Source organism: Aquimarina sp. AU58 (assembly GCF_900312745.1).
Classification (GTDB): domain Bacteria; phylum Bacteroidota; class Bacteroidia; order Flavobacteriales; family Flavobacteriaceae; genus Aquimarina; species Aquimarina spinulae.
The window spans coordinates 121510-142843 of the sequence record NZ_OMPD01000007.1 but is presented as its reverse complement, the minus strand read 5'-3'; the positions used below and the strand labels follow the sequence as shown (position 1 = coordinate 142843).

The 21334-nt window shown below is 32.1% G+C and carries 19 protein-coding genes; 9 read left to right on the top strand and 10 right to left on the bottom strand.

All coding sequences use genetic code 11. The annotated features are described in order from the left end of the window. Positions 1–154: 154 nt before the first annotated feature. Positions 155–1615: an AAA family ATPase gene (locus tag DK441_RS03195; RefSeq protein WP_160111938.1), complete on the top strand. Its 1461-nt coding sequence runs from the start codon at positions 155–157 to the stop codon at positions 1613–1615. A gap of 59 nt (positions 1616–1674) precedes the next feature. Here the strand turns inward: DK441_RS03195 and DK441_RS03190 are convergent, their stop codons facing one another. Together DK441_RS03190 and DK441_RS03185 are read right to left on the bottom strand one after the other, a co-directional pair. Next, the gene (locus tag DK441_RS03190) at positions 1675–4611 is read right to left on the bottom strand and encodes a DUF4132 domain-containing protein (RefSeq protein ID WP_109097448.1); all 2937 of its coding nucleotides are present in this window, start codon (positions 4609–4611) and stop codon (positions 1675–1677) included. Beyond that, positions 4604–5695, bottom strand: coding sequence for a leucine-rich repeat domain-containing protein (locus DK441_RS03185; protein ID WP_160111937.1), 1092 nt, complete (start codon positions 5693–5695; stop codon positions 4604–4606). The genes DK441_RS03190 and DK441_RS03185 overlap by 8 nt, the downstream gene beginning before the upstream one ends. A 643-nt stretch (positions 5696–6338) precedes the next feature. On the opposite strand from DK441_RS03185, the gene DK441_RS03180 reads away from it, so the two are divergent. From DK441_RS03180 to DK441_RS03160, 5 genes are all read left to right on the top strand, one after another. Then, positions 6339–7022, top strand: coding sequence for a hypothetical protein (locus DK441_RS03180; protein ID WP_109097446.1), 684 nt, complete (start codon positions 6339–6341; stop codon positions 7020–7022). An 11-nt stretch (positions 7023–7033) separates the two neighbouring features. Beyond that, entirely contained in the window at positions 7034–8152 is a 1119-nt protein-coding gene (locus tag DK441_RS03175) for a hypothetical protein (protein WP_024771352.1), read from the top strand. Positions 8153–8187: 35 nt separating this feature from the next. Then, positions 8188–10002, top strand: coding sequence for an OmpA family protein (locus DK441_RS03170; RefSeq protein ID WP_235015697.1), 1815 nt, complete (start codon positions 8188–8190; stop codon positions 10000–10002). Between the two features lie 90 nt (positions 10003–10092). After that, entirely contained in the window at positions 10093–10863 is a 771-nt protein-coding gene (locus tag DK441_RS03165; protein WP_025664190.1) for an ABC transporter permease, read from the top strand. Positions 10864–10868: 5 nt separating this feature from the next. Continuing rightward, the gene (locus DK441_RS03160) at positions 10869–11696 is read left to right on the top strand and encodes an ATP-binding cassette domain-containing protein (RefSeq protein WP_109097445.1); all 828 of its coding nucleotides are present in this window, start codon (positions 10869–10871) and stop codon (positions 11694–11696) included. A 108-nt stretch (positions 11697–11804) separates the two neighbouring features. Here the strand turns inward: DK441_RS03160 and DK441_RS03155 are convergent, their stop codons facing one another. Continuing rightward, positions 11805–12308 (bottom strand): hypothetical protein, encoded by a 504-nt coding sequence (locus DK441_RS03155; RefSeq protein WP_109097444.1) that lies wholly within the window; start codon positions 12306–12308, stop codon positions 11805–11807. Positions 12309–12559: 251 nt separating this feature from the next. Between DK441_RS03155 and DK441_RS03150 the strand changes: the two genes are divergently transcribed. Beyond that, positions 12560–12970 carry a hypothetical protein gene (locus DK441_RS03150; RefSeq protein ID WP_109097443.1) on the top strand — a complete coding sequence of 137 codons (411 nt, stop codon included), beginning with the start codon at positions 12560–12562 and terminating at the stop codon, positions 12968–12970. A 99-nt stretch (positions 12971–13069) separates the two neighbouring features. Here DK441_RS03150 and DK441_RS03145 read toward each other — a convergent pair whose 3' ends face one another. The 4 genes from DK441_RS03145 to DK441_RS03130 all read right to left on the bottom strand — a co-directional run bounded on the left by DK441_RS03145 (position 13070) and on the right by DK441_RS03130 (position 17404). Further along, entirely contained in the window at positions 13070–14176 is a 1107-nt protein-coding gene (locus tag DK441_RS03145; RefSeq protein ID WP_109097442.1) for an imelysin family protein, read from the bottom strand. Positions 14177–14178: 2 nt separating this feature from the next. Beyond that, positions 14179–15597, bottom strand: a complete 1419-nt coding sequence (locus DK441_RS03140) for a di-heme oxidoredictase family protein (protein ID WP_109097441.1) — start codon at positions 15595–15597, stop codon at positions 14179–14181. 99 nt (positions 15598–15696) lie between these two features. Beyond that, positions 15697–16902 carry an imelysin family protein gene (locus DK441_RS03135; RefSeq protein ID WP_109097440.1) on the bottom strand — a complete coding sequence of 402 codons (1206 nt, stop codon included), beginning with the start codon at positions 16900–16902 and terminating at the stop codon, positions 15697–15699. 148 nt (positions 16903–17050) lie between these two features. After that, positions 17051–17404: a helix-turn-helix domain-containing protein gene (locus tag DK441_RS03130; RefSeq protein WP_109097439.1), complete on the bottom strand. Its 354-nt coding sequence runs from the start codon at positions 17402–17404 to the stop codon at positions 17051–17053. Positions 17405–17508: 104 nt separating this feature from the next. Here DK441_RS03130 and DK441_RS03125 point away from each other — a divergent pair, with 104 nt between their 5' ends. Next, on the top strand, positions 17509–17886 hold the full coding sequence (locus tag DK441_RS03125; RefSeq protein ID WP_109097438.1) for a hypothetical protein: 378 nt from the start codon (positions 17509–17511) through the stop codon (positions 17884–17886). Between the two features lie 30 nt (positions 17887–17916). Continuing rightward, positions 17917–18228 (top strand): monooxygenase, encoded by a 312-nt coding sequence (locus DK441_RS03120; protein ID WP_109097437.1) that lies wholly within the window; start codon positions 17917–17919, stop codon positions 18226–18228. 23 nt (positions 18229–18251) lie between these two features. On the opposite strand, the gene DK441_RS03115 is transcribed toward DK441_RS03120, so the two are convergent. From DK441_RS03115 to DK441_RS03105, 3 genes are all read right to left on the bottom strand, one after another. After that, entirely contained in the window at positions 18252–18776 is a 525-nt protein-coding gene (locus DK441_RS03115; protein WP_109097436.1) for a GNAT family N-acetyltransferase, read from the bottom strand. 24 nt (positions 18777–18800) lie between these two features. After that, positions 18801–19556 (bottom strand): DJ-1/PfpI family protein, encoded by a 756-nt coding sequence (locus DK441_RS03110; protein ID WP_109097435.1) that lies wholly within the window; start codon positions 19554–19556, stop codon positions 18801–18803. 411 nt (positions 19557–19967) lie between these two features. Beyond that, a complete protein-coding gene (locus tag DK441_RS03105) occupies positions 19968–21236 on the bottom strand; it encodes a serine hydrolase (RefSeq protein ID WP_109097649.1) in 1269 nt (422 codons plus the stop codon). Between the last annotated feature and the right edge of the window lie 98 nt (positions 21237–21334).

Here is a 21334-nt window from a genome sequence, read left to right as displayed (position 1 = left end):
ATTTTTCTTCTTTACTGAAACAAAAAAATCTTAATTTTCTTTGCTAGTAGATTCAAAGTGCAAATAGTATTACATATTAGTTATTAAATGAGTTCATTATCTTTGGTGAAAAGATTCAAACAATAGTATACATTTATTTAAAAAATCAGGGGTATTGGAAATTTCTTTAGCATATCTTGACATCCTTAAAAAAGAAGGGAATAAAGCATTGGCAATTTGCCAAAATTTAAATACAAATAATGAATTTCGAAATACAATCACCTCTATTGTAGATGATAGTTTTCAGAGTGTAGATTATAAAGCAGAACATATACTTTTACATGATATTGTTAAGGTATTTGATGATTTTGAAGATATACATGCTAATGCTGCTAAAGTATCAGCAAAAGTGAAATTTATTCTGGTGTATTTTTATGAAAAATTACAAGGAAAGGATTTAAGTAAGACTTATGACTTAAAAAAGCTAAATGAACTTCCTTCATCATCTCAGTTTAGTAAAAATGTAGCTACAATCAGAAATACTTCCTTTTTTGAACCTATTGATGAGGTTAAAACCGAATTTGCCTTACCTGTTATTTTGGCAAAATTCAAAAATAACCATTCACTAAGTATAGGTTCATTTCTAAGTAGAATAGCCTCACTGGTTGTTAATGCAGATCGAATAATTACAGAAAAAGAACGAGATTTTTTAAAACGAGTATCGCATAAGATAAATCATCCAAAAATAGTTGTAAAAGAAGCCAGGTATAATGAAGTACCAGAAAATGATACTCTCGAGATTGTACTTCAGGAACTCAATGAACTTATAGGTCTTAATGATATCAAAAAGAATATTGATGATCTTACTAATTTTCTAAAGGTTCAAAAGATAAGAAAAGAAAAAGGCTTGAAGACTTCTTCTAATTCATTGCATGCAGTTTTTATGGGGCCTCCGGGTACTGGTAAGACTACAATTGCGCGTATGCTAGGAAGAATGTATAAACACCTTGGTTATCTGGAGAAAGGACATTTGGTAGAAACAGATAGAGCAGGTATGGTGGCAGGCTACGTAGGGCAAACGGCAATCAAAGCAGATGAGATTATAAAATCAGCTATTGGCGGTGTTTTGTTTATTGATGAGGCATATTCACTTACTTCTGGAGGATTTAATGACTTTGGAAATGAAGCGATAGAAGTTCTACTAAAACGGATGGAAGATCAACGGGATGATTTAGTTATTGTTGTAGCAGGATACCCAGACGAAATGCAGGAATTTATACAAGCTAATCCAGGGCTTCAATCTCGATTTAACCGATATTTTGAATTTGATCATTTTACCGCAGAAGCACTGTTAAGCATTTTCAAACTTTTTGCAAAAAAAGCTGATTTTATTCTTACCGAAGATGCAGAAGAAAAACTAATGGAAATTCTAGATAGAATATATGAAAAGAGACACAGAGGTTTTGGAAATGCAAGAACAATACGAAATCTGTTTGAAAAAATTATAGAACGCCAGGCTAATAGGATTGTTTCGATAACTCCGATTACTGAAGAAATATTGATGACGTTAACCGAAGAGGATATCCCAGAAATATTAAAAACAGTAAAAGAAATTATTCTTTTTGAAGAAGACTAAAAGTGCTCATCTTATTATTTTCTAAGTTTTTAAACTCTTCTTTTTGCTTTAATTTTTCTTCACGAGTCGTCGTTCATGATTTTTTCGAGATCATTCATTGCTTCAGAATAAATAATCTTGGGGACATTCTGTAATGCGATAAGACGATGATCTGCTTCATTTCGAGGTTCTGAAAACCAAAAACAATCAGTTTGAACAAATCCCAGGGGAGTGAAAAAGCATTTTCCTAAAACCATCTCTTCATCAAACACCCCTTGAATTTGTAAATTATTAGTTTCTACAAAAACTTCTATTCTCCCCTCCTTAAACGCTTTTTTATATGATAATATACTTCCGCCACCTCCGATACTACCTCTTCTCCAGCCTCTTTTTTGTGCCCTGGTTTTAAACTTTCCTGCCGTTAAGGTTCTGCCTTTAAAATTTGTAGATAATGTTATCTTATATAACTTCCTGGGAAGTTGGATTATATTTCTGTCTAGTTGTTGAATAACTGGAATTATTTTTTGATTTTCTAAATATTTCTTCCATTTTATTTTTATTTTAGAATTCAGGAAAATAGGGTGTGCCAGTCGTATTTGATCATCATGATTAATATCTACTGATTCTTGTTTATAGTTTTTTAATTCACCACTTGCAGTTATGATGAAGGTGTCTTCATCATTTTGTTGCCAAATCAGAGTTTGTCCGCAGGCAAAAGCAATGGGGTGATTGAGAAATAATTTTTTCCAATCTTTTGTTTTCCAAAACTTCTGTATAACCAGGTAATTTTCTAAGCTATTCTTAAAATGGTGTATGGTATGTTTACGTATAGCATTTAAGTTTTTTAGCGTTTTCTTAATATCTTCAGATGTTTCGATAATTGATTTTACCTGTTTTCCCTGTTTATTTTTAAAACTAAACTTAAGCTGTGGGCCTATACATATTACATATCCGTTACTTAATACTTTTTTCTGATTTATAAAATTGAAATCAGGAATCATACTATCTTTCAATTCGAAATAAGTAAGTCCCAATTGCTCTGCTATAGATTCAAGCGCTTCTTCTGCTGCACAGCGAATATTAGGATGCTTCTCATAAAAGTGCTGAATGATTTGATTTAATGCTAATGCAGCTCTTCGTGTTCCTATAACTCCCAGAATAATACAGGCGTTTACATTTTTATCATGTATAGCAATATTTTGCAGAGGCACGACCAATCGGTGATCTCCCAATTTCCCTAAAATAGCAAAACCAGGTTTTGCAGCTACTTTCATACTTGTGTCTTCTGCCATATTTTGAAACAAAGTATAAGCAAAGTCAGCACCTTTTTTCTGATCGAGTAACGCATACATGGGTTCTGCTTCTATATCTACATCAATTTTTTTAGAGCTGATTTGTCTGTAAAACAGATAGTATATTTCCGTTTTTGATAGTATAGTACCATCCTGCCATTGTAATTCGGGTAAAGTCCCGGCCCATTTTGGGATAGGGTTATCTAGTTTCCCTCTTTGCAATGCTAGGTGAATACGTTTTTTTATATCTTCAATAGATATTTTATTCTGATTCTTGTGACTATAAAATGAACACACGGCAATATTACGTACATCTTCTAAAACCTCTTTTTCGACTATAGGTTGTAACGAAGCGATTGCTTCTTCACATCTTATTTTACTTAAGACAAAAACTCCGGCTTTTCTTTCCTCTTTTTTTTCTGACAGGGTTAATTCTTTTGCTTTGTAAAAAATATCATTTGTTGGATATCTAGATAATAAAGAAGCAGCTATATCTGCCAGATCCTGATATTCAGAACATGCGATATCCCATATCAGATCGTAATATTTTGAGAAGTCTAACCCCTCGAGCAATGTAAAAGCCTGCCTGTAATGTACGATAGTATTATTACCCTTTATGTTTGTTTTTAAGGCTTCTATTGCAATTTCTATGGCATCTTGTTTGTAACAATCAACAATATGCTGAACAACCTCAAGATTTAGCTGTTTTGTGTTTTTTACAAATGAGAACAATTCGGTTTTTGTTTCTTTTCGAAAATGTTTACATACCCAACCAATAAATTTAGGGATGTCATCCCTAAATAATCCTGTAGTAGAAGGCCAATTAGAAGTACAACTATTTTGACTTGAATTTTTGTGTTCTGAAATATAGGGTAGCACTTTTTTTATGTGCGCTACAGTTGGTTTCCTGTATTTTTTTCTGGCATTGGTAAATAAAATTCTATAACATTGCATCACAGAACAGATACAATCAGAACCTTCCATTTTTTCTACTACGAAGGATTCGAATTTTTTTAGATTGATTTTATACAATTCTTCTAACCAACTAAAGCGAATATGTTTTTGAGCTTCTTTTCCTGCATAGTATAGAGGAAGCTTTTCTAAAAGTGTATCGAGTAAACTTTGCTCTGCGGTACCTAGTAATGACAATAATGGTTTTATGTAATTTTCGTTTTCTAATAATTGTATAGTTCTTGTTTCATCTTCTTTTATGAGTTTGAGTATTACTTTTCCTACAGAATTAACAGTTTTATCTTCTCTTAAGAAGGATGCTTGTTCTGTTGCATTTAAATACGCAGAAAGAGAAGTCCACGTATCTATATTAAAAGGATCCAAAACTTTTAAAGTCAAACCAAAGAGGTCTTCTTCTTTTTTTTCTGTTTTTAGTTGAGGTAGAAACCATTCTTTAAAAAAAACCTTGTAATACCCTTCGGCATAAGTATCTTTTATATAAAAAAAAGTATGATTACATATAAATGCAAGAAGACGTTGATCGATACAATTCCATTCTTGTATTGGATTAAATAAGACGGGTAAACGATCAAAAATAGATATTTTTGATCTTGTTATTTGTGGTAACTCATCAGATTCTCCAAAAATATACTTTAAGATGTTTTCAAAATTTGCGCTATCACAGTCATTGTACATTTTTTTACGAAAAACATGAAGTATGTCACCCCATTGTTTTTTTCTTTGAGCAACTAGTTCAATTTTGTTTTCATTCATTCTTTAGAAAATCTTTAATTGATTCTAATCCAGAATCTAAGATGTTTTCAGGGATGTTTTTTATGTTTTTTTGTGTATCGGTAAATACGCTAAACTTGAATTCTTTCAGAGCAGTTAATTTTAGAAAATCAACTTCTATTTTTTCCAGGAAATTATAACCGATTTCTAAGTATACAAGACTACTTAATTCATAGACTCCAGCAGGAATACATTCTAACTTGTTCTGATAAAGTTCGAGTTTGGTAAGTTTTTTTAATTCCTTAATAGACTTTGGTAAACTTTTAAGCCTGTTATTGTTCAGGTTTAGAGACTCAAGACGTGTTAAATTTCCTATTTCCTGAGGGATTTCATCTAGATTACATTCTTCAATGGTAAGTTCTTTAAGGTTTGCTAATTTTCCTATTTCCTTAGGAACTACAAGACCAGATTCTTCCAGAAAACCACTTTTACAATCCTTTATTTCTAATAACTCTAATTTTTGAAGTTGACCAATATTAGTAGATAAAGTTTGTAACTTCTTCAAATTAGAAATTCGTAATTCTTTTAAGTTTTCTATATCAAAAATAGCATCAGACAGTTCTGTTAATTCATAGTCTCCGTATAAATGCAGAGATTCTAATTGTTTTAGCTTTGCTATACTATCAGGAATAGAAGCAACTATGTTTTCACTAAGCTCTAATTTTTTTAGTGCAGTAAGAGTTTCCATCTGATCAGGCATAGATTGATCAGAAGAAATCTTTAATTCTTCTAAAGTTGATAATCGACAGACTTCTTGTAACACTATTGGGTTGGGTTTATCTCTAGAAGTAATTTCTAAAGAATGAGTACGTCCCAATTTTATCTCATGAATTGCAGCTAGTAAGCTTAATTCTACTCCCTCTATATCAATTGAGAGCTCTTCATATCCACTCTTTAACTTAGAGCGAATTATTTTTTCCTTTTCTTTTTCGCACTTTTCTTCTGAATCAAACTTTTTTGTAGATGTTCTTAAATTATAATCATAATCACCATATTCTGTAGTAAAAGATTTTCCTTTAGATTCTATAAACCATACTTTGTTTTTATAGATAAATTTCTGTTTCATAGGCACACTTTTATTGCTTTTTTGATAGATCATCAAAAAGCGGTTTTGCTCATCATATGATAAAAATAAAGAGAATTCAATATTAGTTTTTCACTGTTTACAGTGAAAAACTAAAGAATGATGAGATATAGAATTTTTTAAGTATAAATGTTTGAATTTTAAATAGATATAATGAATTCGTTTCATCATTTTTTACAAAGGTCAATCTAAATTATAACATATCATTTGATCTATATCAAATTCGGTTTTAGGGCTTTCGTATCCTGTTTAATGATTAAAATTAGTTGTTTGGTTTTAATGTTTTAAACCTATTTAGAAGTGAATATCGTATTGTTTAAAATACATTTTTAGAAATAGATTGAGGCATTTGTAATCCTTTTTATTGTAATAATAATGTAAAAAGACGTATTTTAGAATTTTAAGAGTATCGTATATGAGTTGTAACAAATTGTGTTCTTATTACACTAATATAATGAAGTCTATTAATCAATAAGGAAATCATACAAGATCATTTGTTTTGTTAAATGCTTTTAATTTATGGCTTGGTAAGGTTAAAAAAAACAATAATATTTATAAGAATTTATATAAATTTACCTCCTGGATCAGTATTTTAGCAATAATGAGCTCATCAAAAATATTTTAAATGGCTAAAGAAAAATTTAACTGGAAAGGTCTTTTTATTAACGACGAAACTTCAGAAGGAGAAAAACCAATAGAAACAACTTCAGCACCACCTAGTTCTAATTCTTTTCCAGAATCAGGGAAATCGGGTTCTAAATTTCCAGTACACCCTCCAAAGGCAACTTTGGTAAGTGATAGTGTGCTTACTACAATTATAGAAATGTACGAATCTGGCTTTGAGTCTCTTAATAAGCCGGGATATGATTTTTATGAATTTTTTAAAGCGATCAAAGCAGTTGGGTCTAATGATCCATCGGTATATAAGATGGCTTTTACAATGGCTCAGGGAGTAGATTCGAATGTATCTAAAAATTCACTTCTTACACAAGCCGATTTTTACATTAAAGAAATCGAGAAAGTACATAAGCAGTACCAGAATCAAGGAAGTTCTAAGAAATCTAAGATTTTGAGTACTCAAAAAAATAGAAAAGACACCCTTAATACTGAAATTTCTGATTTAGAAAAAAAATTAATAGAGATTCAGAATCAAATCAGCGTAAAAAAAGACTTACTTCAATCGGTTGATGCAGATATGATTTCTGAAGTATCAGAGATAGACCAAAAAATTGTTGCTAACGATAAAGCAAGATCAAAAATTTTGGAAACAATATCAGCAGTTGTAGAGGGCATTAAAAATAATATATAAGCAATACATTAATGGATCAAGAATCAAAAAGCCACTTATTAGACTTACCTATTTTAAAACATTTTGATGATGAAAAAGGGGAAATTTCTTTAAACCCTAATAATTGGAGAAATGGAGAAAAGGGACTAAATGCTTTTCTTAAAATAGCATTGTTTGCTGGTTTAGGGTATGCTGCATGGGTGTATGTATTACCTCCTTTATTTACAGCATTGGGACAGGTAATTGCACTTGCAGGAGTAGCTGTATTCGTGATATTTTTTATCATGATGTTACCAGTAATATTAAAATTCTTACGTAGAGTTACAAGAGGAATTCATAAGTCCTTAATAAAACATGACCCTTTCGGAGAATTGCAGGAGCAAAAACAAAAAATGCTCATGAATAGAAAGGTTTTTAAAGATTCAAAAGCCAAAATAAGAGCATTAAAAAGTAATATGGAGCTTGAAGCTTCTAAAGCAGAAAAAGAATCTAAAGAATTTCAGGATCATGTAGTGACATTACAAAAACAGGCAGAGAAGATCAGAAATAAAATGCAAGCGATAGTGTCTGAAAAAGGTAGTGCAGGTAAAGATACCGATGAATATGTAGAGCTGCATAGTGCTTTAGCAAAAAAATTATCGCAATCACAGCAAGTTGCTCATCAATTAAAGCAAAGTAAAAGTTTTATCCAAAAATATGGTAGTAGAGCTAATGTAATGGGTAAACTGGATAGAAAACTAACACTTGCCGGTACGGCAATAGATATTAAGATTTCTGATTTTGAAGTAACGATCAAAATGCTCGAAAAAGAATATCAATTTGCAAAGTCAGCAAAAGCAGCAACAGATGGGGCAAAATCAGCGATGTTGTTTACCAAAGACTGGGAGCTAGAATATGCACTAGATGTGATCACAGAAACTATTGCTATGGATATAGCAAAGACTCAGGAAAATCTAACAGATATCGATATGCTAACCTCTAAGTATGATATGGATAGTGATGAGCTATACTCGCAATTAGATACTTTGGCAGATAATATTAAAACAGGGAAAGACTATATTCCTGATTCTGAAAAATATAAAAATCCTAACTACAAGCTAACTGCTGAAGATAAAGAGGCGAGCGGTGGTTTTGGGAATATGTTTGATTAACTAACCGAAATAAAAACTATAATAAAAATTAAAAAATGGGTAAGATTTTAAGAACAAAAAAACTCACTACATTATCCGAGCTTATCATTGTAATTATTTTACTTGGAGCAATCTTAGGTGCGGTGTATTATTTTGCTCCAGGTTTGCGAGTAGGAGAAGCAAAACAATTAGATGAGTTAAATATAAATAAAGAAGAAGTAGATAATGTTACTACATCAGAAAAACTAGAATTGCCTTCTAATAGCCTTTCAAAAAGTGTAAAGGATAAACCTCTTGTTAGAATGGCGGCATATGCATGGAATGCTCAGTCGGGTATTATCGTTTCTAACGGAGGACCAAAAACAACCAAAGGTTCTTTGATGGAGAAGAACGGAGTGAATTTAGAGATAATCCGTCAAGATTGGCTTTCTGAATTGAGGAATATGCAAATGAAATTCATTGAAGAATTTGATAGAGGAGAAGAGTTCCCAGACGCAGATAAAAGCGCATTTGCAATTATGATGATGGGAGATGGTGCTCCTTTTTATATCAGTACCATGCAACAGGCTTTAGATGATAAATTTGGGAAAGACAAGTATCATGTGCAGGTAGTTGGTGCTGTAGGACTTAGTTATGGTGAAGATAAACTTATCGGTCCACCAAGCTGGAAAGTTGATCCAAAAAGTATGAAAGGAGCTTTAATCTCTGCAGTATTAGGTGATGGAGATTGGGTAACTGCCCTAAACTATGCCTTTGCTAATGGTTTAAAAGTAAATCCTGATGTTACCACTTATGATCCCGATGCTGTGAATTTTTATCCTTCACAGGATGATGATTATATTAAGTCTGCAGAAGAGCTTATTAAATCTCAAAAAGCAGGGTGGACAGTTCCTCTTAAAGAAGTGAGAAACGGAAAACTAACAGGAAAAACAATTAATAAAAAAGTCGATGGATGTGCTACCTGGACTCCAGGAGATAAAATGGTTTTTGATGAGTTAAACGGTTTCACAGATATTATATCTACACGAGAATTTAACAACCAAATGGCAACTACAGTTATTGCTGTAAAAGAATGGTCGGTAAAACATCCCGAAATCGTTAGTAATATTTTAAAATCAGCGTTAACCGCCTCTAATCAAATGAAGCAATATGACGAATGGAGAGTTAGAGCATCTGAAGCAGTTGCCAAAACATATGATTTAGAAACTCCAAAATATTGGTATGATATGTTTAAAGGCCAAAAAGGAAGTAAAAATGGTATCGATTATAACATGGGAGGATCACGAGTATTTAACTATGCAGATGTAATGCAATATTATGGTATTACAGATGGAACCAATCGATATAAGGCAGTATACAATCAGGTATCTTCTTATCTAAGTGAACTTAATCCATTCGGCTTTAATGAATCGGTTAAGAGGATTGTTCCTTATGATGAAGCGGTTAACCTTTATTTTATTAAAAATATTAATGATATTGATGCTGGTTCGGCTTATAAACCAGATTATACCAAAGAAGCCGAAGAAGTTTTAGCTTCTGGAGAATGGAATATTAATTTTGATACCGGAAGTGCAAATATTTCTGGATCATCTGCAAATACTCTAGAAACTATATATAATCTTCTTATTCAGGCAGAGGATACAAAACTTAGATTAGAAGGACATACCGATGATACAGGTTCTGCAGAATCTAATTATGATTTATCACAAAGACGTGCACAATCTGTAGTTAACTTTTTAAGAAGTAAAGGAATCCCTCAATCCCGTTTCCAATCTGTAATCGGAAAAGGTGAAGATGAACCAATCGAAACGAATACTACCAGTAGCGGTAGAGCCAAAAACAGACGAGTAGTTATTACATTATTGAAATAACATGACATCCAATTAATAAGAGCCGTCTTATCTTTGTAAAATATTGATTTTACATATTAGACGGCTTTCTTTTTTATTAACCAGTGTATTATGAAGTATTTATTTAAACCGTTCGAAAAGGTTAGCAAAAATAGCCGATTACTTATTATAGGTATATGGGTAGCATTAGTGTTGATTTTCTGGTTCGTTTCTAGTATGGGAGAGAGACATTTATTCCCTTCTCCACAGCAAGTACTAACAGGATTTACAGAGCTTTATAATGAAGGACTGGTGGTACATATTGGTAGCTCGCTATTACTTTGTATAAAAGCAATACTTATAGCAGTTATTATTTCTTTAATTGTTACCTATTTATCTACAATTCCTGTAGTAACACCAATAGCAAAAACATTAAGTAAGCTACGTTATCTTCCGCTTACGGGTATATCTTTTTATCTGGCGATCCTTATTAGTGATGCCAGAACCATGCAGGTTTGGGTATTGGTGGTATTTATGACCACATATCTTACCACATCATTATTAAGTATGATTAGCTCTATACCACAAGAAGAATTCGATCATGCACGTTCTTTACAATGTAATCGATGGGAAGTACTATGGGAAGTTGTTGTAAAAGGAAGAATAGATCATGTTATAGAAGTAATCAGGCAAAACCTGGCTATCGTTTGGATGATGTTGGTAACCGTAGAATCAATACTTGTAGCGGCTGGTGGTCTAGGATTTTTAATCAAAAACTCTGATAAATTCATGAATCATGGTAGAATTATAGCGTTACAAATAGTAATATTATTAGTAGGCTTGTCGATAGATTTTGTTTTAGATTACTTGAGAAAAGCTTTTTTTAGATACTCCAAAATATAAGTAGAATGAACTATAGTACGCATAATACATTATTGTATGTAGAAAACTTAAGTGTCGCCTATGGTGATAAAACTGTAATAAAAGATGTTAATTTTGTAGAAAAAGATGTTATTAGAGAAAACAATATTACAGGTCAGGTTATTGCTTTTGTAGGGCGTTCTGGTCGAGGTAAATCTACATTGTTTAGAGCAATGACAGGCTTGATCAAACCAACTACAGGAAAAATACTGATTGCCGATACAGAAACAGATTCAGAAAATGATGCCAAAGAAGTACATGAAGGAGATATTGGTTTTGTAGATCAAAAATACACCTTATTTAGAAATAAAACAGTGTATCAGGCATTACTGTTTGCACTTCGTAAAAAAGATATTTCTAAAGAAGAAAAGCATACCAAAATAATGAGTTACCTGTCTGATTGGGGTTTAGAAAAAGTAAAAGACCAGTATCCCTGTGAGTTATCCGGGGGACAGAGGCAGCGTACAGCAATAATCGAACAGATACTTTGTTCTGGTCATTATATGGTGCTGGACGAACCTTTTTCGGGCCTTGATGTAGGAAATATTGAAGATGTTAAAAATGCGTTTAATCTAATTACGTCTACACACGAATTTAATACGATTATTTATTCTACACATGATATAGAATTAGCAGTAGAACTGGCAGATAGTATTTATGTGATTGGCTATCCTACCGTAGATGGAAAACGTGCTGATTATGGTACCATTGTTAAACATTTTGATATGAAAGAATTGAATCTTGCCTGGAAAGATTTTGGATTAGATCATATCGAAATTGTTAAGCAAATAAAGGCAACTATGCTTAATTCGTAGTAATTTACTAATCTACATTAAAAACCATGTGTTAAACTTGTTTTTAGCACTTGGCAGTATCTAATCAAATATTTAGAAGTTTGCTTACGGGTGAAACTTTAAGATTCTTTATTTTGTAATTCTTTTCCAGGCGATTCTTAGAATCAGAAGTAATGCAAGAAAGAATACTAATAAATATTGAAATCTGCCAACAAAAAAAACTCCAAAAAACATGCGTTGCAATATATAAGTAATGATAAAAGTTATAGCAACGATGACAAATAATCCTGAAAGTTTTTCAAAACCCGGAATTCTAGACATAGGTACCGTTTTATTAATAATAAATAAGGTAACAAACATAGAAACAACGGGAACGAAATAGGCCAATATGTTGACCTGTAGCAGGTTAATCTTTAAGAAGAAAAAACTGTACAAAACAATAATTAAAGCCAACAATCCGGGAATAGTTACTGCATAAACTAAGATTCCATAAAAATAATTTATCGGAGATCGAAAATTTCTTTGATTTACAAATATTAGCCCTAGTAAAGATATAGCGATAATAATAGCAAAATACCCAAGTATTAGATTTGGATTATTTGCAAACCAGTTGATCATATCTTGTATCGTCATAGATCTTAATTTATTGAGGGGTGTTACGTTGTAAGATGATAAATGTATAATATATACAGCTAATATAAAAGAAGAGATTAAAAGTTCTGTTTCTTACGATTTCAGAACTTAGATATGACTACTATTTAGATACCCTGTTTTCAGGGTGTTCTTTTTTCACTGAAAAGGGTGTTTGGCAACCCTTCCAAATGCATCAAATTTGTGATGTCAATACGAATAGAAATCATAAATAATTAACACATAAATAAATCATGAAAAAAGTAATCTTAAATCTCTCATTAGTAATAGCGATACTAGCAGTATCATGTAAAAACGAAACTAAATCGGATTCATCGGTTTCTAAAGACGAAGTAGAAAAAGTTGAAGAAAAAACAGAAGAGAACACTTCTTCGCAATCTGCTAACGGAGTGCCTAATTTTAGTGATGATAAAGTTCAGGAGTATGTGAATTCTTATGAAGCTTATATCGAAGAGTATAAGAAGATTGTAGAAAGTAAGGATATGACAGCTTTTGCTTCTCTTGGAGAAAAAGGACAAAAATTAGGACAACAAGCTCAGGAAGTAATGGGGAATCTTTCTGGGGAAGATGTTAAAAAACTAAATGATTACATGCAGAAAAAATCTGAGCAGTTACAAGAACTGTCTAAGAAACTAATGCAGTAAGCTTTAGTGAATTTATTAGTTTAGTTAGTGGGTTGAGTTTGGCAGGCCTTATTCTATACGTAGAATAGGGCCTGCCTATTTATATATTCGGTATGAGAGTTAATCCCCATCATTATCTGTAGGTGTAATGATAATAGATAATGTACTTCCTACATCGTTATTTAATAATACAACCAGGGTTTTGATTTCGGTATAAACTTCTTCTACAGCTTGTTTTTGTTGATCTATTGCAAGATGTAAAGGCATTGTAATTTTGTTTATGGCTGTATAAATTAGAGTAAACTGAGTTTTAATACGATCATTAATAGTCGAATTTTTGGTAATGAATTCTACATTATCAGAAATCCCTAATCCAGAAGAGGTAAAATATACACTTTCGATGGTTTTAATATTATTTTCTATCAAATCAAGAGAAATTTCACTTCTAAAAGCTTGTAGAATCTGTGGGTTAGTACTTGATGTGTTTTCAAGGCCTGCTGGTTTTCCTAATTTTGCTTTTTTAATAGTTTCAGCAACATTAAACATACCATTAAATATCATATTTAATGAACCATTTAATCCAGTTTCTGTATTTGTTATAAAAGTGTTCGAATAATTTTCTCCATTTTCATTCCATATCTCTGAAAGTAAAATTGCTTTTTCCTTAAGATTGGTTGTGATACTTGTTAAGTATTCGGTTCTTCTTGAGGTAGAAGAGAAAAGAGCTACTATATCTGCATTAGATGTACCAGTATCTGCAAATAGTAAATATTCAATCCCTGTAAGTCCTTTGGCTCTGGTACTAATTGATTCTGCAATTATTTCGGTATTTTGTGTAATCGAATTATCTATAGCTTCCGTAAACGTAGGCCAGTTAAATAAAAGTTCGTGCATGAATAGTTCTTTGGGTCTTCCGATATTAAAGACATATATATTAGCATAAGATCTTGCAGCTTCTTTCCATTTTTTTTGTGCAATTAGTAGTTTTTCTTCAGATTGATCCGAAGCAAAATTAGATACACTTTCTTCTAGTTCTATTGCTTTATCTTTAAATAATGATATAGAAGGCAGAATACTACCCGAAGAGATATCGGATAACATTTGTGAAGTATTAAATTTATCATCAGGATTTTCATTCGTATTCTTATCATCACTACTGCAAGAGAGGATAACAAGAACTGAAAGAATAATAATGATAGTGTTAGCTATTTTTAGATATATTTTCATTGTTATAGAGAGTTTATAAATGCAATAAGTTCTTGCCTTTGTGACTTAGGTAATTTTTTAAATTCATTAAGACTATTTTCAGCTTCTCCACCATGCCATAAAATGGCCTCTTCAATATTTCTTGCACGACCGTCATGAAGAAAAAAAGTATGGTTGTTTATAGTCTCGATTAGGCCTATACCCCAAAGAGGTTGTGTTCTCCATTCTCTTCCGTTTGCTTTAAAGTCCGATCTATTATCAGCCAAAGCTTCTCCCATGTCATGTAATAAAAAATCTGAATATGGATTGAATACAACACCTTCGATTAAAGGCGTAGAAGGCGAATTACCTGCTGTGTATTTGGTTTGATGGCACGATATACATTGCAAATCATTAAAAAGCACTTTACCTTTTAATACATTTTCATCTTCAAAATTTCTACGTATCGGAACCCCTAAAGTTCTTTGGTAAAATAGAACTCTTTCTAATTGTAAATCTGTTACTTCTGGCTCTCCACCATTAGCTGCATCTACACAATCTACCTGGGGAGTTGGACAGTTATTTTCTGGTAGAAAGGAAGTTGTAAGCCCCATATCCCCATGAAATGCACTAAAAACTTGTTGTTCTAAAGAAGGTTGATTTGCTTTCCAGCCATATTTCCCAAGTCTTAATTGATTTTCTTTAACATCCCATACATAGTTAGGTTTACCAGAGATTCCGTCGTTGTTGGCATCATTTTCATCGGCATGTGCCAAAATAGAGGTCTCTGATAAAGCATCAATTAATCCCATTCCAATAGTTTGAGTACCTACTCTTGGAGAGGTTAACACGCCTTGTAGTGATCCAAACTGCTCATCATAGATTTCATATATAGGTTTTTGAAGTGTATATGTTTCTCCATCTGGATATGACCCTTCTATAATTTCATAGGTTGCCCTTATTTTTGCCTCATGCAAAATACCACTATTGGCTTTATCCTGTATTTGAGTTCCATAATTGGTAACAGGGTTGGGGCCTCCATTTTCATCTGTTCCTGGCATGCTTATTCGCATTAAAAAACCATTTGAACCTAAAAAATTATCTGTAATTGGGAGCCCTCGACCATCTTTACTGTGGCAACTGGTGCATGCTCTGCTATTAAATGTGGGGCCTAGGCCATCTCTAGCTGTAGTAGATGCAGGAGAAGATACCCATGCTTGATTAAATAAAGAATTTCCTATACCAAAAGCGATTTGTTCTTCGTCAGAAAGGCCAGGGATTGCTCTTCCGAAAGCATTACTGGTTTGTGAGTTAATAGTAAGTCTACCAGCCAAGAGTTCTTCTCCTTCCTCGTAAACAGCTCGGTTGGTTGGAGTAGGGTCAGTGTATTCATCATCACTACATCCAAAAAATGATAGTGAAGAAAAACTGAAAAGAGTAACATATAAAAACTTTTTTTTCATAAAAGTAGTAGTGTGGTTTTTTTAACAAGAAAAGCCCCATGCATATGCATGAGGGACTTTTCCACTTTTCAAAACAATAGCATTAATATTGAGTGGCTCTTATAATGTAATGTTTAATTTAGATGCCGAAGCACTTATTTCTTTAGCTTGATCTCTTAATGCAAGAACAGCTTGAATAACAATACCACCAGAAGTTAGTGTTTCTTCTCCTATAAGTTGATCAAACTTTTTGGTGTCACTAATATTGCTAAGAATTGTATTTATTCTTGATATTGATAACGCTGCAGCAACTTTAAGTTTTTCTGCCTGATCCGAATCAACTTGCTTAACCAGATCATATAATGATGGACCACTAATGTTACCATATTCTCCAAATAACACATTGTTTACGCCTTTGGCATTAGTGTAAATATCTCTATGTGTATTATCAGAAAAACAAGAGTGCTCATCCTCTTGATTTTGTTCTACAGCCACAGCCATTCTTTCTGTAGATAATTCTTCTCCTGTCATAAAAAAGATACCAGCCATCATGTTTTTTAAAGCTTCATCTTCTGGTAATGCCAGGAACGTATTTCTATATGCACCACCTTCTACCCATGTATCAACAAGAGATTTAAGATCTTTAATCAAAATACTTGTCACTATTTTAAGGTAAGCACCTCTTCGGTCTTGATTTTGATTCGTACCAGAACTACCTGTTACATAATCGGTATAAGCTCTTTGTCCTGGTAACCCGTTAGACGGATCTGCAAAATCCTGACCCCAAAGTAAAAATTCTATAGCATGATAACCGGTACTGATATTTTTATCAAGTACACCATTACCGCCAGCTCCTTCATTTAAACCAATTAGTGCAGTTTCATCTATGGTTATAGAAGTGTTATTGATAATCCCCTCTGAAGTAACACCTCCAGAATTATCACGAACATAGTCTATATAATTTTCATCAAGTGGCCATGCGTTAAGTTGTCCTTCAGTTTTTCCTTCATCTATTGGCCCGTTAGATTCTCGATAAGCTTCAGTTTGGCCATAAGGTTCTCTAGCTGCAAGCCATGCATTTTTGGCAGTCCGAAATCCATTCTCTGTTGGAGTATCTAAAAAAGCATTAATAGCAGTTTGCATTTCTAAAGCTTTGTCGTAAGAATCCTTATACGATTGATATACAATATTAGCGTAGTTTTTTATTACAGCAGATTTTGATACAGTTTCGTTACCGTTAGCTGGAGCATCATCATCACTACTACAACTTACAATACTTAGGATAGCACCTGTCATTAAAGCTATCACTTGAACATTAACTTTCATTTCACATTAATTTAGACTAGTTATAAATAAGAAGCAAATCTAAATGTTAGAAATTAAGTAAACAAATTTTATTTAGATTAAATTTAAATAAAATAGTATGAACCAAAACGAATTAATACAATAGTACATATTGTAGCTACTCAATATTCTATTTTTTAATAATCTCTTTTCTGTGATTAAGTCCCCAATCTATAATTTCTGCTATCAAATTATCTAACGTTTTTCCGTGTTTTGTTAAGGAGTATTCAACAGTAATAGGTTTAGTATCTTTTACTGTTCGGGTGATTAGCTTATTTAATTCGAGTTCTTGTAAATCATTTGATAATTTTTTTGGAGCTATTCCATCTAAAGCTCTCTTTAATTCCATAAATCGCATGGTTCCACCTCGAAGCAAGGTACCTATTATTTGTATTTTCCATTTACCAGATAGCAATTCCATAGTGTCTTTAATAGCTCTTAACTGCTGTACGCATTCTTTTGATAAGGGTTCTTTTTGCTGCATTTTAATTTAATAGTTTCCTAAAGGAAATTAGTATCTTTTTGTAAATAAGTATCAAAAATAAACTATATATTCTAATTTTGTAGTGTAAAATAAAAAAGTATGATATGAGTACTAAAACATTTTTGACAATTCACGGAGTAATTTATATAGTCTTTGGCCTGGGTTTATTTTTTATTCCGAATCTATTATGGCCAAACTACGGACTTGAATTGAACGATAAATATTCAGTTTTTTTGTCACAGCACACTACTATTTTTTTAGGAGGAATTGCGATTATTAGTCTTTTATTTAGAGATGTAAAAGAAAAAAGTGTGTATGCAAAAAAGATCTTAACGGGTTTGTTATGGACAAATATATTGGGAGTAATTATAACACTGTATGCAATTTATACTGGTGTTTTTTATGGTTTTGGTTGGTCTGATCCAGCATTTTTTACTTTACTATCTATAGTAAGTTATATAAAATTGAAACATAATCAATAAAAATAAAATAGTAATTAAAATTTTAGAACAATGAGTATACTAAAAATTTGGGACCTCCATTTAAAATATGATGGTCCGGTAACACAGGAGTTTATGGAAGGTAATAAAAATCTGGCAAAAAGTATTGCTGAAGAAGAAGGTGTTATTTGGAAAATATGGACTCATGAGGAAGGAACAAACCATTTTGGGTCGACTTATTTATTCAAAAATGAAGAGTATCTAAAGAAATATAGAGAAATGCATATTAAAAGACTTAATGGAATAGGTATAACCGAAATAACAGATTATACTTTTGATGTGTTAGAGGATTTAAGTAAAATTAACAACGCACCTTTAGGGTAAAAAATGATGAATTACTTTTGTTTTTAGTCTTTAAAAATAGAGGGGTGACATATGTCTGTAAATTGTTCAACATCTTTTTCCGTAAGGAGTGTTGGGTACGACATTAATAGTAATTGTAAAGGTTTTTGACCTTCTGTCGAAGGCGGTACTTCATAATAATGTTGATTAAGTTTAAACCCGACTCTTTGGTAAAATTTTACTCTGCGTTGGTTGATGGCAGTATTAGGCAATTCAACCTCTAACAGAATTGGTTTGTCATTACTATTCATAAAGTTTTCAAGGATTAATTTTCCGAATCCCTTATTTCTTTGTTCAGTAGATGTTGCAAAATGATCGATGTATCTAAGTGTTTCAAAATCCCACCATAAGAGAAACCCTATCAATTTATTTTCATCAACCACGATATCAAAATGATAATTTGATTTCTTCATCACATGAGCCTGAGCATCCAATATTCTTCGCTCTTCCACAGGAAATGCATTCTTATAGAGTTCCCAGGCCTGGTGGAAATAATTATCTGAAATATTTTTAAGCCTTATTTGGTTCATTGTGTGACTTGTTGCTAGCTGTGCTTAGTTGTTCCAATTTTGAAGCCTTTCAAGATATAAATAACTTATGACAAACTTTCTATGTTCGAGACTGGTCATTTTTTCTAATAAATTCAATGCGGAAACATAACTAGCCAGATTACCATTTGAGGAACTGAATTTTCCGTCCTCGACAAAAGTTACTAAACTATCATTCTGTACTTTTAAATTCGGATAATCCTTTTGTAGTTGTATGCCACCACCAATCCATGTTACGATTTTGTGCCCGTCTGCAATTCCAGATTTACCGATTAGTTGGGCTCCAGCGCAATTACTCACGATATATTTAGTTTCGTTATTTTTCTCTTTTATAAAATCTACAATTTTATCATTATGAACCTGTGCGTACATGTCATAGGCACTTGGTATAAACAGGGCTGTTAGTTTCGGACAATTCTGGAAAGAGTAATCAGGTACAATTCTAATTCCTTCTTCTGTTATTATTGGATTTTCAGTTTCGGCTATGGTAATGACATTGAAAATTTGTTCTCCATCTACGGTCGGTTTTGCAAAAACATCTGATGTTGCAATAACTTCACCTTGAAGTACTCCGTTATACATTAAAAGTCCAATGGTTGGCAGATCCGATTTAAAAGGCTTTAGGTATTTGGCCTGGGTATCTGGTTTTTTTTCGGTGTAATTTGTTTCTTGATTTTCGGCCTTAGGTTTTGATTTATCTGTATTGCAACTCATCAGTATAGTCACAAGAATTATTGTTGTTATAATTCCAAATTTTTTCATTTATCTCGGTTTTTCTTGTAGTGTTGGTAGATTATTATCTATTACTTCTTCTTTGTTTCGTATAGCTGATACTTATTAGGCCAATGGAAGATGTTATTATTATTCCACTTAAAACTAATTTAAAACAAAGGTATGAGGACACTAGTAGATATTTCTTAATCTTGATTAAGAAATTGAATTATTTTCGTTTTTCTTTAATTTTTAGAGGTATAAATAAGATCGAAATAGATTAATTCCAATTTTTGAAACTTTTGTATAACGTTTAATGTATTCTCCAAATTTGGATTCTCTTATACTGAGTTATTTTTTATTGTTGGCAATGGCTTTGTGTCTGAAACGTAGTGTGTGAAAAAGTATTAGTTTTTAGGATTAAAACAGAGTCAATTTTTTTCATTTTAATTACTATGTTTTTTACGCGTTGTTCCCTTCAGCTATTTTCCCTTGTTTATTGTTTTTTCGGATTATGAATATTGATAAAACAATGATAATTATATAACCTATTGCTAATAAAGTAAATACATAAGACTTATTGCGTTGCATTACTACGTAGTCAGCAATTCCTGATTTCCAAAAAATCCATTCATCAGCTATTGATGAAGCCAAATTGTAATTACCTGTTTCTAAAATTATGATTCCATTTTTCGATTTGAGATCAATTCTTGCTGCTGTATTAATAGCATTATTTCCACTTCCATCGTGTCCTATTATTTTAGAGTTCTGATCATTTTGACTATAAAGATGGGGCCCTAATCCATAAACACCAATATCATTTATAAACGTTTCGGCTGCACTCATTTTTGTAATGGTTTCTTTAGAAAGAACATTATTACTAGAAATATTTGCTAACAAAAACTTTGATAAATCTTCTGTACAGGTAACTAATGCTGCTGCTGCAAGTGCTGTAAATTTGTTAAATTCTCTTTTTGTTCCGTCTTCTTTATAGATTTGAGTTAATTGTAGATTAGGTTTTTCAGATAAGACAAAAGTAGAATTTTCCATTTCCAGAGGTTCAAAAACCTCTTGCGTCATATAATCCTGAAAAGATTGATCTGTAATTTCTTCAATTAGTAACTGTAATATGGTATAACCTGCTCCCGAGTACATATACTTACTGCCAGGTTCATAGCCTACTTTTGCTACTCCTTCAGAATAAGGTGCATCAGCTGCTTTGGTTAATGATTCTTCAATGGTTTGTACAGTTTCATTAGATGTAAAACCGTTATAACCGAGGTCGTCAACTAAACCTGATGAATGAGAAAGTAATTTTCTAATGGTTACTTTTTTATTATCAAATTCACTTTTGGGAAGATGCCACCTTGTAAGATAGTCGTCAATTGGTTTATCCAAATCCAATTTACCTTGCTCTACCAATTTTAAAACCCCAAATGAGGTAACCCATTTGCTAACTGAAGCAACTGGGAAAATTGTACGCTTATTTACAGGTTGATCAATAGCATAAAAGAAGTTTTCTGATACTTTTCCATCTTCGATTAATGTCATTGCAAAATTTCCCACAAACTCATTATCTATTTTATTTTTGGTAGCCTTAATAAAGGCTTCCGAAGTATTTTTGGAAGTAATAGGTCTTAATAAAAAACCATCGATAAATCCATAGCCGATAAAAGCTGTCCAAATTATAATAGCTAAAATTATAAGAGAGATCTGTTTTACTTTTTTCATTTTGTTTTTCATTTCAGATAACATCCTTTTGTGAGTAATCCAAAAGTAGTTTTGTTTGATATTTAAAAAATGATAAAGTGTTGGATGACAATATTTTT

Bases quoted from the DNA above. Each gene is read 5' to 3' on its own strand.
- DK441_RS03190 (WP_109097448.1), bottom strand. From the start codon at position 4,611: ATGAATGAAAACAAAATTGAACTAGTTGCTCAAAGAAAAAAACAATGG.
- DK441_RS03185 (WP_160111937.1), bottom strand. From the start codon at position 5,695: ATGAAACAGAAATTTATCTATAAAAACAAAGTATGGTTTATAGAATCT.
- DK441_RS03180 (WP_109097446.1), top strand. From the start codon at position 6,339: ATGGCTAAAGAAAAATTTAACTGGAAAGGTCTTTTTATTAACGACGAA.
- DK441_RS03175 (WP_024771352.1), top strand. From the start codon at position 7,034: ATGGATCAAGAATCAAAAAGCCACTTATTAGACTTACCTATTTTAAAA.
- DK441_RS03170 (WP_235015697.1), top strand. From the start codon at position 8,188: ATGGGTAAGATTTTAAGAACAAAAAAACTCACTACATTATCCGAGCTT.
- DK441_RS03165 (WP_025664190.1), top strand. From the start codon at position 10,093: ATGAAGTATTTATTTAAACCGTTCGAAAAGGTTAGCAAAAATAGCCGA.
- DK441_RS03160 (WP_109097445.1), top strand. From the start codon at position 10,869: ATGAACTATAGTACGCATAATACATTATTGTATGTAGAAAACTTAAGT.
- DK441_RS03155 (WP_109097444.1), bottom strand. From the start codon at position 12,308: ATGACGATACAAGATATGATCAACTGGTTTGCAAATAATCCAAATCTA.
- DK441_RS03150 (WP_109097443.1), top strand. From the start codon at position 12,560: ATGAAAAAAGTAATCTTAAATCTCTCATTAGTAATAGCGATACTAGCA.
- DK441_RS03145 (WP_109097442.1), bottom strand. From the start codon at position 14,176: ATGAAAATATATCTAAAAATAGCTAACACTATCATTATTATTCTTTCA.
- DK441_RS03140 (WP_109097441.1), bottom strand. From the start codon at position 15,597: ATGAAAAAAAAGTTTTTATATGTTACTCTTTTCAGTTTTTCTTCACTA.
- DK441_RS03135 (WP_109097440.1), bottom strand. From the start codon at position 16,902: ATGAAAGTTAATGTTCAAGTGATAGCTTTAATGACAGGTGCTATCCTA.
- DK441_RS03130 (WP_109097439.1), bottom strand. From the start codon at position 17,404: ATGCAGCAAAAAGAACCCTTATCAAAAGAATGCGTACAGCAGTTAAGA.
- DK441_RS03125 (WP_109097438.1), top strand. From the start codon at position 17,509: ATGAGTACTAAAACATTTTTGACAATTCACGGAGTAATTTATATAGTC.
- DK441_RS03120 (WP_109097437.1), top strand. From the start codon at position 17,917: ATGAGTATACTAAAAATTTGGGACCTCCATTTAAAATATGATGGTCCG.
- DK441_RS03115 (WP_109097436.1), bottom strand. From the start codon at position 18,776: ATGAACCAAATAAGGCTTAAAAATATTTCAGATAATTATTTCCACCAG.
- DK441_RS03110 (WP_109097435.1), bottom strand. From the start codon at position 19,556: ATGAAAAAATTTGGAATTATAACAACAATAATTCTTGTGACTATACTG.
- DK441_RS03105 (WP_109097649.1), bottom strand. From the start codon at position 21,236: ATGAAAAAAGTAAAACAGATCTCTCTTATAATTTTAGCTATTATAATT.